The 15,815-nt window shown below is 41.7% G+C and carries 9 protein-coding genes; all 9 read right to left on the bottom strand.

Features of this window, described 5'->3' with window-relative positions; translation table 11 throughout:
- Window positions 1-7 precede the first annotated feature (7 nt).
- The 9 genes from ACYZ0U_RS08000 to ACYZ0U_RS07960 all read right to left on the bottom strand — a co-directional run bounded on the left by ACYZ0U_RS08000 (window position 8) and on the right by ACYZ0U_RS07960 (window position 15,732).
- Window positions 8-1,465: a sialate O-acetylesterase gene (locus tag ACYZ0U_RS08000; RefSeq protein ID WP_461451559.1), complete on the bottom strand. Its 1,458-nt coding sequence runs from the start codon at window positions 1,463-1,465 to the stop codon at window positions 8-10.
- A complete protein-coding gene (locus ACYZ0U_RS07995) occupies window positions 1,465-3,312 on the bottom strand; it encodes a sialidase family protein (RefSeq protein WP_461451558.1) in 1,848 nt (615 codons plus the stop codon). Before ACYZ0U_RS07995 ends, ACYZ0U_RS08000 begins: the two co-directional genes overlap by 1 nt.
- Window positions 3,312-4,235, bottom strand: a complete 924-nt coding sequence (locus ACYZ0U_RS07990) for a glycoside hydrolase family 43 protein (RefSeq protein ID WP_461451557.1) — start codon at window positions 4,233-4,235, stop codon at window positions 3,312-3,314. The genes ACYZ0U_RS07995 and ACYZ0U_RS07990 overlap by 1 nt, the downstream gene beginning before the upstream one ends.
- Window positions 4,236-4,258: 23 nt before the next feature.
- A complete protein-coding gene (locus tag ACYZ0U_RS07985; protein WP_461451556.1) occupies window positions 4,259-5,629 on the bottom strand; it encodes a glycoside hydrolase family 140 protein in 1,371 nt (456 codons plus the stop codon).
- A 3-nt stretch (window positions 5,630-5,632) separates the two neighbouring features.
- Window positions 5,633-7,984: a DUF6298 domain-containing protein gene (locus ACYZ0U_RS07980; RefSeq protein ID WP_461451555.1), complete on the bottom strand. Its 2,352-nt coding sequence runs from the start codon at window positions 7,982-7,984 to the stop codon at window positions 5,633-5,635.
- Entirely contained in the window at window positions 7,981-8,784 is an 804-nt protein-coding gene (locus ACYZ0U_RS07975; RefSeq protein ID WP_461451554.1) for a hypothetical protein, read from the bottom strand. Before ACYZ0U_RS07975 ends, ACYZ0U_RS07980 begins: the two co-directional genes overlap by 4 nt.
- 17 nt (window positions 8,785-8,801) lie before the next feature.
- On the bottom strand, window positions 8,802-10,472 hold the full coding sequence (locus ACYZ0U_RS07970) for a polysaccharide lyase (RefSeq protein ID WP_461451553.1): 1,671 nt from the start codon (window positions 10,470-10,472) through the stop codon (window positions 8,802-8,804).
- Between the two features lie 67 nt (window positions 10,473-10,539).
- On the bottom strand, window positions 10,540-12,459 hold the full coding sequence (locus ACYZ0U_RS07965) for a RagB/SusD family nutrient uptake outer membrane protein (protein WP_461451552.1): 1,920 nt from the start codon (window positions 12,457-12,459) through the stop codon (window positions 10,540-10,542).
- A 12-nt stretch (window positions 12,460-12,471) separates the two neighbouring features.
- Window positions 12,472-15,732, bottom strand: a complete 3,261-nt coding sequence (locus tag ACYZ0U_RS07960) for a SusC/RagA family TonB-linked outer membrane protein (RefSeq protein WP_461451551.1) — start codon at window positions 15,730-15,732, stop codon at window positions 12,472-12,474.
- Between the last annotated feature and the right edge of the window lie 83 nt (window positions 15,733-15,815).

Here is a 15,815-nt window from a genome sequence, read left to right as displayed (position 1 = left end):
GCTCAGATTAATTAGCTGTTAGGATAAATTTTAGCGGATTATCCGTGCGGAAAGGCACCGCAGGCAATCCATTTTTATTGTAGAAATTGGGTTCGGCAACTTCTGTCCAGGCAAAGCGCGCAGCCACCGGGTGGGGTACCTCGGGCGACGAAACAATTACTTTATTGCCTTCAATAATAGCTTTCGCTTTCACAAATTTGCCATCGCTGCCTGATATCTCAAAGTAGTCAAGCGGTTTACCATCATGGCTTACCAAGCCATCGCCTGTGTATTTAAAATCGAGAATGATCCTATTCCCGTTAACCTGCATACTTTGATACATCGGGCCGGAGAAAACTACATTTTTTTCACCATAGGTGTTTGCCAGTGCCTGTAATTCTAAACGGCGACCAACCACCCATTTAAATGCCGGGTGAATATTGGTTAATGAATCATTTAGATCAGTAGTGACAATCATACCCGTATGCGGAATTTTAAGTGCCATAGTTTGCGCTTCGCGAAATTCAGGCTCAGTGTAGATGGTGTAAGTGACATTGCTTTTCGCTCTTGAATAGTAAAAAGGCGCTATTTGTACATAATAGAAAGGCAGATTATTATCACCCCAAATGTGTCGCCACCAATTAATAAGCGCCTCCATTTTGTATGTGTAGCTGATGGTTTCGCCCAAATACGCTCCGCTTTCGCCCTGGTACCATAGGAACCCACGCATTGCATAAGGCGCTATCGGAGCGATCATATTTACATAAAGCTTACCGGGATCACCATCCACTTTTACATTGTTTTGCTTGAAATAAGGAATGGCATCAAATGCTTCGGTTGGCATCCATGGTTCGATCCTGCTGCCGCTTATCGCGGAGCAGATAATACCAACCGGAACATGCAGATCATGGTTAAGATTCTTCGCAAAGAAATACCCAGCTGCGGAGAAGTTGCGCAAAGCTGTTCCTTCGGCTATATCCCAGCCTGAATGGGTGGAGTCGGGCATCCTTAAATTATGCTGGGTTACCAGGAATATCCTAATCTGCGGGTTGTGTGCCCTGTCGAGTTCGTCAATTGGAGTATTAGCTGTTGTTGTATCAGGTCTGCGAACTTTACTATTTTTCCGCATTTCGTAGGACATATTAGACTGGCCGGAGCATAGCCACACCTCCCCTACTAAAATATCATTCAGTTTAATTGTATTAGTCCCGCTTATTTCCATCATCTGTCCTATAGCTGATGCAGACATAGGATCAAGCATGATTTGCCATTTACCTGAAGCATCGGTAATAGCTTTTTTGACTTGGTTATTGAATTTAATCGTAATGGTTTCACCGGCTACAGCAGTTCCCCATATGGGTACTGGTTTATCCCGTTGTAATACCATACCGTTGCCCATAATCTTGGGTAAAATTACAGCAGCATGTGATATCAACGAGCTAATACTTAATATAAAAAGGAAAATGATATATTTTTTACTAAACATTAGTAGGTAGTTGTTTTAAATGATTTGATATAAAAAGCAGCTGTCGATGCCGGCTCGCCTGCCTTGGGCTGATCGTAATCCTGATCAGTTGGGGTATCGGCAGTTGGGAAATGCCTTACATCGCCGGTACGAAAAACTATGCGCTCCACAGAAAGTACAGGGGCGAAAAACAGGTTTGTCAGCACATCTTTACCATTCACATTTACGGTGTAAAAGCGCGTATCAGTATTTAATTTGATGGTGATATGGTAAGCCTGGTTAGCTACATACTTCAGCATGTTTTTGGAGCGATAGCCGGTTTTGGCCCTGAATATACCGGTTGAATCAAAGGTTAAACGCAGGGCGGCATCTCCGGCAGCATTCTGGCACTCGATATCCAGCATACCCGTGTTATTTTGCGCGGTGATAATGGTAAAATCAGCAATCAGTTTTTTTGATTCGGGTACTATGCGTTCTGCTTTGGCGTAGTCAAATTTATCCCAGTCCTTAAGCATAAGCGCTTTTGATCCATCGGGTGCTTTATCTATATTAACTGGTGCCCAAAGTGAGCTGTAGGTATTCCATTTTTCAAGCTCTTTTCCGGCAGGCAGAGTATTGAAATCTTCATCAGCTTGAGCGGTAGCAATTTGAGTTAGTGGCACGGGAATGGATGATACCCAAATATCCTCTTTATTCATACTATAGGTAACCCACAGCTTACCATCAGGCGGCACGCCGTTACCTTCTATAATACCGCGGGTATATTGCGGACCGTATGATTTGTAGTTGCCACCGTAGCGCATGGTTGGGATTTCGCCATTAATCAGCAACAGATTGGTATAATTTAACCCGTCCTGACTAACCGAAGCAGCCAGCGGCCAGCGGAATTCAGAAGGGTTATAAACGGTAACATATTTTCCGTCGGAAGTTCGTTGCCCCCATATTTTGGCATTGCTGGTCACAAAGCGTGGTGCACGGCTCGCATTGGCCGGCCAGGTTTTACCGTTATCAGTACTGATAGAAGTTAAGGCATATTTCCATAAACCAACAACCCTTCCATCAGGTAAATGGTAAAAATTGAATGCTTTATAATCTTTGTGCAGCGGGATCAATGGATCTCCGCGATCTGTTTCTTCCTGCCATTGCATCATCATTAACGGATCAGCCATTAGCGCGTCACAAGCCTGAACAAAGCCTTTATCCTTACTGGTTTTATAGAATGGGTATGAAGTATTGCTTTCGTTCCACTTTGGGTTGTAGTGGATAAAATAGATTGGGCCAAATTTTCCATTAGGATAAACCTCGCGAATAACCCGGCCTATACCTTTGCCATCGTTAGGATCATCATGGGCGTCTAAACAAATCCCGTAAAAACCAAGCACTAGCAAACGTTTTGATTTGGCGGTATAAAAGCCCATGCGCTGGTGCATAACCGCGTACAGGTCTTTAGCGACACCGGGATGGCCTTCTTTAGTTGTACCATCAGGGATTTTATATTGTGGGAAAATAACGGTTGGTTTTGACCAGGCTGCCCCGTCTTTTGATGTGATCAATAGGGTTTGCCCAGGCGGAACACTCTCGCCTACCTTATCACTTAAATATTCTACGTAAAAAGTATTATTCCAATACGCCAACATAGGCTGGTGATTGTAGGTAAATCCAAATCCATCAGCCTGTTCCGGGTATTCGCGGTTAGCACGAAATATTTCCATGCTGTGCACACCTATTACCGGGGTTAACCTGCCATTGTGGTAATCAACATCAGCAACGGTATTACCTGAATAACGCACCGTATCCTGCGCATTTGCTTTAATGCAGAAGACTGTTATCGCCACAAAAAATAGATATATTTTAATTTTAACCATCATTAGCCCTGTGTTGATGCTGCTTTTAATTTTCGAAGAGTTTTTTCGCTCACTTTGAATATGGTACCGTGTTTATGCCCTTGCGGTACATTTACCGAATCACTTATGTTAGTAAAAGTTTTAAAATCGCTCGTACGCATGCAGCCAAACTTTTTAAGACGATAAGAATCGTAATAAATTAGCCAATCCTTACCGGCTTTTGTAATGGTTGGCCCTTCGGAATACATCTCTGTAAAGCGTTTGGAATAGTTTGTATAAGGCCCAAGCGGGTTATTACTGAACGCCACCAAAATATTGCGATTCGGGCGGGTGTTATCCTTTATTACTAAAACATATTTACTTGTATCGATCTTTACAATATCCGGATCTATCACGCTAAAACCGGGATCAAGAAATAGCTTCGCGGGTGTAAAAGTTTTAAAATCCTTAGTTATGGTATAATAAAGGCGGTGATTATTATTTTCATCTTCCTCCCCTTTGGAAAAACGAAAAGGCACAGTAGATGCCCAGGTAATAATAAACTGTTTTTGAGAATCGTCATAAAATAATTCCGGTGCCCAGGCATTAACCGCGGTCGGCTCATCAGCCATTACATTAATTCGTTGCTCTGGCGACCAGTGTATCAAGTCTTTCGATTCAGCATAACCGATGCCGGTGTCATTCTTCCAGGCGATGGTATAAACTAAATGGTAAATTCCATCAGGCCCTTGCTTTATTGAGGGATCACGAATAATTTTATCGGTGTCGATCTCAGGTTTTAAAAATATGTGGTTAAGATCTGTCCAATGATAAGCATCGTGGCTATACAACAACCTTAAACCACCGGTGGCAGGCTCATTAAATGAAGTAAAAAGATAAACGTCTTTCCGGGTTTTGCACGAAGACAAAACCAAGCCTAATAACACTAAAACATATATTTTTTTCATTCCCGCCATCACTATTCCCAGGTTTATATCGAGTCGATTATCAGCACCCAATCGTTTCCGTTTGCAGGATCGCCCGGAGGATTAAATTTCGTGATTTTTGCTTTATTAAACACACCAATAGCGGTAATATTACCGTTACGCGGGCTATACCAGGATGCCTTAATTTTGTTGCCCGGCAACTGTCCGGTGTTTATAGTAATATTCCTACCTGTATAGGTATAAACAAATGCATATTTTTTTCCACGTGTGGCTATCAGCCTGTTATATCGCTCTCCTTGAACTCCGGCTATTAAACTTTGATCGGGTACACGCTCTAAATATGGGCGTGATAACATTAGCTTTTTTAGATACACCATTTCTTGCGCGCCGGGGTCATTAATAGATTTATCCCAATAATCTTTTGAGCCGTAAGCACTGCCCTTATCGCCTGGCTGGTGCATTTGCATTACATCATTATTGCCATAAGTATATCCGCAAGCTCCCGCAAAAACCGACCAGTAACCATAACGCCTTACATCGGCGTCTGTCCAGCGTGGCAGGGTTATATCATGCAAACCGTAAGGTATTTTTTCGTAAGACGGCTCAGCATCAAGCGTAGGTTTTGCCGGGATCTTTTTGTAATCATCCTGAATATAACGCCAATTGTCTTCACCGTAATTAAGGTCATTTTTTGATGTATCCTGGCTATAATTTCGGTGGCCTGATTGAACGGAATTAAAACTCAACCAGTCTTGGTTGTGAAACCATTTGGATGATTGTGTTCGTCCGCGTGGATGGTAGGTAATCAAATGACCCGGATCCAGCGCGTGCAGTGTATTGCCAATCGTATTCCATACATCCATGTAGTCGGAACCTGCAATATCACCCCCATTCATCCAAATTACATTGGGATATTGCCTATATCTTTCAGCTAAAAAAGTGGCGTAAGTTTTAGCTTGTAACGGGGTTGTATGCGCTGCTTTTACCACAGAACCCCAGATAGGTACAAGCGCTACATACAAACCCCTGTCGGCTGCTTTTTTTATTACCCAATCAATGTTGTTCCAATAATTATTGAGCGACGTGTCTGCAAGTTTCGGATTAGTGATATCCTTGTGTGTCAACGCAGAATCTCCATAAGCATCAGTTTCAGACAAACTATGGATCACCATTATTTGAATCACGTTAAAACCCTGTTCGCTTCGGATATCAAGGTATTTTTCAGCATCACCTCTCTTCATTTTTGAAAAAAGTAACCAGCCGGTATCGCCTAACCAAAAAAATGGTTTACCACCTGTAATAAAAAACCGGTTATTAGCCGAAATATTTAAAGGCTGCAGATCAATAGCCGGATCGCCTTTAAAGGAAAAAAGCAAACATGAAACTATACCAAACAGAACTATCCTTTTTATCATAATTTACTTACGCATCAACCACAAAATGGCTTCGCCGCTTTTTGGATTTTTAATGTCGACATTATTGCCGCCTTTTACCTGTTCTTCACCTGCTAATACTTCGCCTGTTTTTGGGTCGATCCATTTAGCTTGATAACCTGCATTTGCAGCAAGATCAAGTTTCACATCGTTTAAATTGGTGTAGACAATATATCCTTTAGCAGAATTTCCTAAAGCCCATTGATCTTTTGGATCGCCCGGTAAAATAACCGGCAACATTGCTGATGCATCCGTTAAAAACTGCTTATCAGTAGTAGCTGGTAACGCCGGTAATGATCCGCCTGCTATAAATACTGCCCATCCCAAATGGTCATAAGCATCGGCAGAATATAAAACTGCCTTAGAAGGAAATTTAACCTTGTAATCATGCACTGCACGATAAACATTTTCAAAATTGGGTGCCTTTGGCTTATAAATACGTTCTTCCTGGCGTGGAGCAAGGCTTTGCCCCCCATTTGGCGCATAAAGTTTGCCATTGCCTTCGTAATACCAATAACGAATGTCAATCGCGTCAATTACCGAAGCCTTTGCAGGATCAGCAAGAATTGCATCCTGCACATCTTTTGTTGCGCCAAGGCAAATAATTTCTTTCTTTTTATGAGTTAGTTCCCATTGCTTAATAGTTTCAACCCAAAACTGCATAAAGTGCAGCGGACCAGTAAACTCAGCGCTTATGGATTGAATTACACCTGTGTTATCGGCAAAGTTGTCCATACATTTATCAATGTAGGCAATCAGCAATTTGCGCCTTGTAGGTTCAGTTTCATCATAAAACTGTTCAGCCATGAACTGCCGTTTGTCGCCTGCATAGTTAACCGGCTCCGGGAAACCAGTGTTATTGATATTATTTGCTGTGCGCCATGGAAAATCTGCATAATGTGCGCCTGCTTCAATAATGTTATGCTGGAAGAAGTTGTTGTGGAACAGTACTAAACCTTTTTCATCAGCAATATTGGCAAACTGTTTAAGCCGGCTCCAATACCACACATTGTATTTGGTTAAATCATATTTACTTAAGCCATCCCAGGCCAGTTCTTTCCCGCTACGCGCGAATGGAAGCTCGTAAAATGGTGGCCAAACATCGCCATCCATCCGGCGGATGCGTTCATGATCATCACGGCGACGCTCATACCATAAGCCGTAGTTATGCTCAAGTACTACAATGTTATCTTTTTGCATCCATGCGGCAACGTCATCCAGGTTATCTGTCAAACCGGTTCCTGTTCTACCCGGTACCCAGCGGGTAACATCAGGTTTTGCAAGTGTTTTTATATAATCCGGCTTAACGTTTCCATTCCACCAGGGGGCTTCAAAATGTTTGCCTTCTAAAACGGTATTACCACGAACTATCCAGCCGTTGGTGATACTCATTTTTGGAAACCTTGCAGGTAAAGCAGGCTGTTTGTATCCAATTTCGTCAATTGTCTTTGCGCCTGATGAAGTTATGTTGACAGCGTTTCTTTTTGGCGCTTCATCAACCCAATCTCCAATAGTTGTAGCTGGTTTTCGGGCGGCTGCCATTAATACGGCTGCTTCTGCAACTGTTGGGCTGCTTGATGGCTCTGTTTCAATACGTAAAATAGCGGCTTGCCTGCTTACATCTTTATTTAAACGATCAGATAATTGAGCGTAATACAAACTACGTGGGGATAAGATCTCGTTTGATGCATACCAATAGCCATCTCCGCCAAATTGAGCCCAGGTACCAAACGCCCAATTTTGTGCGGTTGGTGGCTGGTAGCAATCCACATGTGCTGCACTACAGTTCCATAATACGCTGTTAGCAATATTCCACCCCGCGCCTTGCTCATCCTGGCCCTTGTTCATGTAGCTTAATGGCTCGCCATCAATATTTGCAACATCAAATAAAACACCTGATGACCAGCTATCAATACCGCCACTATAACCTAACGACTGCCAGGCGCTGCATTGCACAAATGCAGTTGGCCCCGGTGTACAATAACCGGTAGCAAAATCGTGGATGCCATTTATTGAATAAAGGCGTTGAAAAAGTGTTTGCCCGCCTGTTGTCCAAAACGTGTTACGGCGTTGCCCGCCAATTTCGGATACAGGGGATAATGATTTACAATCTTCAACAGTTACACGGTTAGCTGTTTCTTCGATAAAAACAGCTGATCCTGCGAAGTGTTCAAATATCACCTGCCGAACCCAGGCATCTGATACATCCTCCATTGTGATAGCCATCCAGCGATGAGCTTCATCTTTCGGATTTGTAATATCATAGGTTGATTGTAAACTCAAATTTTCTATACCATCATGATTGATGCGGCCCGGCCATTCATATTTTGCTATCATCCGCCGCCGTAGGTGCTATCTAAAGCTGTTGTTAGCGGAGCGTCAATAGTTATTTCATTGCCTTTTACGGCCGTTATTGTTCTGTCCCAATTTATATCACGTTCTCCGGGTTTCCAGGCTAATGCGGTTAAGCCCCCGCCAAAATGGTCGGTTCCTAATTTGGTTATCCATGCCTGTGTGCTTGGGCGATGAACAATAATCATATCACCCACTTTTAAACCATTTGCATTAGCGATATGAAAAGTAAGGGCATTTACGTGTACATAACCGTCTGTTATATTAATTTCTTTTGATCGTTTCTGATCTTTTTTGCCAACGATTTGAATTAATGTGGCTCTTGATTTTCCGGCACCTAATAAAACAGTCTCGTTAGCTTCCATTCCGCTACCGCGTAATACTATACCCGATGCAGTTATTTTTAGTGAACCATCGACCTCATATGTTCCTTTATCCAACAAAACAGCACCACGAAAACCGTTTGCATCAATTGGCAGTGAGGCAACATAATCTAAAGCTGATTGAATACGTAATGTAGCATCACCTTTTTTTAAAGGGACTACTACTTTGACAGGAACAGTAGGAATTGGTTGTTCCGACGCCATGTAACCGCAATAAGAAAAATCAGGAATGCGGTCTCCATTTTTATCGGCCTGGTAAACTAATTTACCGTTATCGCCAACTGATACCGGTAGCAGATCCTTATTTTTACCTTTTTGCGCTAAAGCGGGGGTATAAATAAATATACCCCCAATCAATAGCCTGACTAATAAACCAATTGTATTACCTCTATGAAAACTCATTGTTAAAATTACCAGTATTAATTTAGTTTACCTGATGGCGGCATCGGATGTTCGCCTTTTTCTGCCACAGTATTAATATAAACTTCAATATTGGTATATCCTCCCCCGTTCTTTGCCATTTTGCTTGCATCACTTGGATCTTTTGGATTTAAGCCATGAGCAATTTCGTATGAATCCGGCATTCCGTCATTATCGCTGTCTTTATAAGGAGTTCCTTTATAATCAGGATAACCGCCAACCTGCCATGGAGCAGTTATGATACCCAGTTTATAGGAGTCTCTTGGTAATTTACGCACTTTGAACTGAAAATCAGTATCAGTTTTCATTTCTTTGTAAGCGATATTTCCTGTACGAACCTGCTCAGCAATACGAATATCAACAGCATCACGATGAGGCAAGGTTGCACCTGCATTGTTTACAACAAACTTGTAAGCGTCTTCTGCCGACATGATAGTTACCGGTGCCATCGGAAATGGCTCGTCAGATTTCATGTAAGCTTTGTATTTCCCTGCATCAGGTAATTCTTTACCATTGGTTTCCTCAACTTGTATACCACCGTTCCAGGGATCTTTGGTTACTTCAGGATAGCCTTCCATAATATTGCCACTGGCGTACACGCGCCCGAAGTATTTTTCTTTAAGCTTGCTGCGGCCTGATTCCGGTTTTAACAAACGGTGGCCTACTGGCTCATCTTTAGGTGTTACAGGTCCCGGTTTAAAATAATTATTGATGATGTTATAGTTGGTGGTATAATCACCGCCATCCATTGAGCGGTGGTGCCAGTTAAACACAACGTTATTTACAAATGTGTAAATACCATTCCAACCAATTGAAGGGTTACGGCCGGTATTGTCAGCCCACATATTGCGTATAAGTGTACTATTTTCACCACCTGTTGTGCTGCCGAAAGAGTGATTCCAATAATCTAACGCTTCTGCATAAATACAATTTTGAACAGTGATGTTAACGGTACCCAATTTTTCATCTACCATACCAGGGGCCGGGCTATATATATGGCGGTACATAGAAAAATTTTCGTCCAATCCCCAGCTTGTAGAAGTGTGATCCACAATGATGTTACCAACCGGATCGCCACCTAAAGCATCATCACGACGGCCAACATTGGTTTCACCTCTTCTAAAACGCATGTAACGGATAACAACATCATGGGTATTTACCCAAAATGATTCCCCTGCCACACATATCCCATCGCCGGGAGCCGTTTGCCCCTCAATAGAAACATAAGGTGCGCGAACAATTATTGGTGTTTTTATATGGATGATACCTGCAACATTAAATACAATGATACGTGCACCACCCTGCTCACATGCCCAGCGTAATGTACCCGGGCCATCATCAGCCAGGCTTGTTACTACATAAACTTTACCACCACGGCCACCAAAAGTAAATTTACCGCCACCTTCGGCACCCGGAAATGCAGGTATTTTTGCTTGCGGCAAATCCGTTGGCCTGGCTGCCCATGGCACATATGGTTTTCCTGCCCTTTCCTCTGCCTGTACTATCGGAAACGCCACTTTCCATGCAGAATCTGAATGCCGCATGGTTCTGGCCATTAATGAATCACTCTCTGCCTTAACGCTTTTCGGCACGTCAGGATATTGAGCAAATGAATGATTTGCTAATCCCAAGAGTGCCGCAAATAAAAATAAACCTGTACTTTTTTTCATAGTTAATTAATAAATAAATATATCAACAAAGGGACAAGCTATTAAGCCTGTCCCTTTGTGTTTTTTGCTATTGGGTTGGATCGAACGGACCGCCCCAAGTATTGTTTTGCTGAAGATTTGGATCGCTGATAATTGAGTTAGGTGTTATACCAAAGAAATAATCTGCAGGCTGATAAGCAATAGGAGTAGCATCCAGGTAAAATAATTCACCTAATGTACTACCGGACCCAACGCTCACAGGAGAGTAACTAAAATACTGTGTGTAAATAGCATCAAGGCCAGAGGTAGTTACCAGGTTATTACGAGTAGCTGCAAGGTAATCAGTATAACTACTACTGTTAGGCTTCAATACAATCGTTAATCCTTCCCTTTTTATTCCATTCAAAGTACTCTCCAATAATTTCCAGCGTCTCAAATCCCAATAACGTTTACCCTCGTAGGCGAGTTCTATCTGCCTTTCATATAATACTGCCATAGCCAAACTCGTACCAGTTAAACCGGTGGTAAGCCCATACATGTTATCTGTTCCGGCTTGAATACCCGCTCTTTTACGTATCGCTATCAGATCGTTATACGCAACTGTTGAGTTACCTATCATGGCGGCAGCCTCAGCCTGATTTAGCAATACTTCAGCATACCTAATCTCTTGCCAATTGATACCTGAGTAAGGTAGATTTGCAAGTGAAAGATTTGGGTCTACGGCCTTGCGACAATAAAATCCTGTTGAACTGCTGCCGCCAGTTTCCGTTGTAGTAGTTTTTGAGCTTGATGTGTAATAAAAATAAGTCCAAAGCCTGTTTGTCGCATTACCTTGGAGTGGCCATAAACAACCGTTATACGCTATAGTTTGCGCAAAACGAGGGTCGCGATTGTCATAAAAATGCACCGGATCCCAAGGATATTTGGTAGACGCGTTTGGTGTGCTACCCGTTAAATTAGGTACTTTACCATCGGCCATGGGGAATGCAATTACCTCATTCCAGGTTGGGGCGTTTGAACCGGCCCCACCTAATGATTTTGGGGTATTTGACTCTGTTAAGGTATTATTAAAACCAAGATTTTGATCATTAAGAGTATTATATTCCGTAACCATTACAGCTTCAGGATTTACCGGCTTTGCTATCGCAGCACCGGTGCTTGTACCACCTTGTGTAGTCCACATCGTTACATCCCATGTTGGATAAAGACCGTAGCCACTTGCAGTTAATGTTGCGATGGCATTAGTGCTCGCAGTATAGGCAGCCTGCCACCGGGTTGCATCGCTATTAACATTAAACTGCGGGCTTGCCCAAGTCAGCAACACCCTGCCAAGGAACGCTTGTGCAGCCCCCCTGGTAATGCGGCCATAATCTTGCCCCGGCCAGTTATTAGGAAGATATACAATTGCGGTATCAAGATCAGCAACAATTTGATTGAAGGTTTGTGTAGTAGTATTACGTGGTAATTCGTCAGCCTGTTTAGCAGCAGTACCAACAACAGGCAATGGTGTTAAAACAAGTGGAACGCCACCATACAATCTAACTAAATCAAAATAGCGGTATGCTCGCCAAAACAACGCTTGGGCTTTAAACCTGTTTTTAGTAGCAACAGGTATAGGACTTGCGGGCAAATTTGATATAAAATCGTTTATATTACGAATTTTTGCATAATTATTATTATTTGCATTTGCTGAACCCAAATCTCCAACCGTAGACGTAGTAACAGTACCAAGAGTAAATGTATTGCTTGAATATGATTCTTCCGTTAAGTTACCAACACCAGTAGTACTAATTGTGCTTAGCGAACCACCGTTACCTGCCCATCCCGGCAGGTTGGCCGTGTAAATTGAGTTGATATACTGTACCGCCACCACTGAGTCGCTGAACAAAAGTGTTGAAGTATAAGTAGATTCGGGTACTTTATCATTAAGTACTTTTTTACAACTTATTATATTTAGCAGCAATGTTGAAAACAGGCTTGCTAATACTATGTAATATACTTTTTTCATTTTTTTAATTATTTAAAAACTTGCATTTATACCTAATGTTATTGTCCTCTCCTGTGGATAAACATTCACTCCTGTTCCAGGCGCTCTAAACGACTCGGGATAGGGGTTAACTAAATATGCAACGTTGGTACATTGTGTAAATAAACGTGCGCTTGCAAGACCTACATGCTTTATCCATTTTGGAGGTACTGAATAAGATAAATTAGCTTGTGAGATATTCCAGCTAAAACTGTTGATAAACCAAAAATTACTTGTTACTGCATAATCAGCATAATAATAAGGATTAGGTAATTTAGCATTCGGAGTTTGAGGTGTCCAGTAGCCTTCATTCCATAGGGCAGTCCTGTTTTCCTGCAAATCACCATGAGCCGAATAATATGTACCATAGTCATAACTACCTAACTGGCCGGTACCTCCCCACGAAAGGCCGGTAACAACATTTATGCTAAGAGATTTGTATGTTATTCCATAATTAAATCCTACCGCATTATGGTTGTTTGCTTTATTGCTTAAGTATTTTTCATCAGCATAAGCGTTTGTGGCTGAGGGGCCAATTATACCATTATGATCCAAGTCGGCGTAGTTTATCATACCAGGTGCCGGTGTTAAACCAAATATTTTAACATTCGCTGCGCCGCCAGCTTCTGTTGCCCTGGAGGCGATAATAGCATTAGCTTGTGCTTGTGTGCGAATCAAACCTAAACTTTGATAACCGAAAACACCACCATCGTCAGATTTTCCGTCGCGATCCTGGGCAGTACCTATTATACCTGCAGCCTGCGGCACCAAAAGATCTTTATCATCACTCCAGCTATAAAATCCAGTAATATTATAGCTCCAATTCTGGTTTATGTGATCTCTCCAAGTAATAGTGACTTCTGTACCAAAGTTATTTACCGAACCATAATTTTCAACCGGTGCTGTGTTTCCAACGGTTAAGGGTGTAGCTGCAGAGGTAGCTGCAAGCATGTCATAAGCATGTGTAAAATAATAATCAGCAGTTACTGCTAAACGGTTCTTCAAAAATGATGCATCTATGCCGTAATCTGTCTCAAATTTATGATCCCATGTAGCATCCGGATTCGGAAGTGCGGCAGCTGTAATACCATTGCCACGGCTTCCTTCAGCAAACACGGCACCGCCACTGCTACCTTGCCCTATATTGTATTGTTGAAAATACTCATAAGCAGATTTATTTACAGATGATGTTCCTAATAAACCCCAGTCCCCACGTATTTTTAACTGATCAACCCAAGGTGCAGCAGCTTTAAAAAATGGTTCATTCGAAATTACCCAACCTGCTGATACTTGTCCAAATCCTCCCCATCTTTTGCCAGGTGCAAAGTATGTGGTACCATCTTCACGACCAGTAAGCTGTAAAAGATAGGTTCCGTCATAATCATAATTTAAACGCTGTATAAATGATTCAAAAGCATACTCATACACAAGACTGTTGGCTTGATTTACAGTTTGAGTACCTGTAGCAAAATTATCATTTGGTAAAGCTCCAATTATAGGGTTTGTAACTGCTGTAACTACTCCATCGCCGCTGTTGCCTGTTTGTTCATATATTGCCAAGGCAGAAATATTATTTTTACCAAAACTACGCTGGTAATTAAGCTTTGCGTCTAACTGATAGCTTTTTACAAGGTCAGGGCTAAAGGTAACATCATTTCCGTTGGATATTGGTTTTGCAGTGCCTATAGTTCCGCCTGGAATGTGAAGATTATCGCCTGTTCCTGAATATATGTAATAAGTAAATGAAGTTCCGTATTGTGATGAGAATGCTGTATTTATATTATCATTGAATGAGAAACCAGCCGACAAACCCTTAATACCGGGTATTTCATAATCAACATGGGCTAAAAAGTTGGTAACGTAGTCAGGTTGTTGTTCAAAGTTATTTGAGCTTTGTAAAAGCGGGAAGTTTACAAGATCAATTGTGTTTGCAACACTACTGTTTCCGACGGAATACACAGGATTCCCATTAATAAAATATGGCATCCATGGCAAGTGCTCACCAAGTATCAAAACGTCATTATTAAGATTTTCGGATGGATATTTCATCCAAAATTCCTCTGCATATGAATAATCAAAACTAAGGTTTACTCCAACTGTTAAACCCTTTGCAGGTTTTGCCTCTACATTTGCCCGCAAGCCCCATTTGTAATTTTCAAGACCCGAAAAATTTGAGTTTTGATTTGTAAAATTACCTGATATAAAATAGGTAGCTTTATCAGTACCACCTGATACATTCAGATTTTCATGTTCCACATCGGCTGCATGAAAATAGTTTTTAAGCCAATTCTGGTTATTAGCCGGATTGGAAAAATAGGCCAATTCGTCTGGAGTATACCAACTGGTATTCAATTTATTGTTTAATACATCGTAGCCGTTAGCTTTAACTGAGTCGCCTGTAAATACACCCGTAGGTGACATAACACTCGTTTGGGTATAGGCATTGCTCCAATTGGCCATTTCTGCACCGGTAAGATATTTGGGCAACTGCATAGCATTTGAGGTACCAAACTGGCTTGAAAAGCTAATTTTTGGCGCGCCCATCTTTCCTCTTTTGGTACGCACTATAATTGCTCCATTTGCACCATTCACACCATAAACCGCGGCTTCAGCATCTTTTAATATAGAAATACTTTCAATTTCACTCGCATCTAAAAGGTCAAAATCTGCCTCTGTTCGCTGTACATCATCAATGATGAAAAGCGGAGAGGTTATACCCCCATTTGAATTAAGAGTTACAGGATTACGAATCATTACGCTGGATGTAGGTTGGCCTGGCCTGGCGTTTTCACTTATACTTAAATTGGGGGTTTGCCCAACCAAAGTACCGAGAAAATTAAGGCCAGGTATATCCTGAACATCCTTAGGACTTATGGTAGCTACCGAGCCTGTTAAGGTAGATTTTTTTTGCGTACCATAACCAACAACAACTACCTCTTCAAGATCTTTATTATTAGGAACCATGGTAAAATCAGCGTTCTTTTCACCAACCCTTAATGTTTTGGATTGATAGTTATAACCTACGAAGCTCACGCCTATCACCACGTTTTGTAAGTTGGTAACTTTTAAGGAGTACTTACCATTTACATCGGTAACAGTGGCTGCGCTACTTCCTTTAACCTGTACGGTTACACCAGGTAGTGGCTGGCTCTTTTCGTCAAGAACTACACCCGATACGGTACGGTTCTGTGCTTTTAGCACATTGCTGATGCTTAACAGCAGCAGTACTAAAAATAAGAGGTAAATTTTTCTCATAAAATTAAGTTTAGTTTAATTGGTTGTTTAGTTGTTTGTTATTAATATTTCACATATTAACTAAAAAGTGCGCCCACCACACT

This window comes from Mucilaginibacter sp., assembly GCF_965225845.1.
GTDB lineage: Bacteria > Bacteroidota > Bacteroidia > Sphingobacteriales > Sphingobacteriaceae > Mucilaginibacter.
This window is presented reverse-complemented; position numbering and strand designations above follow the sequence as displayed.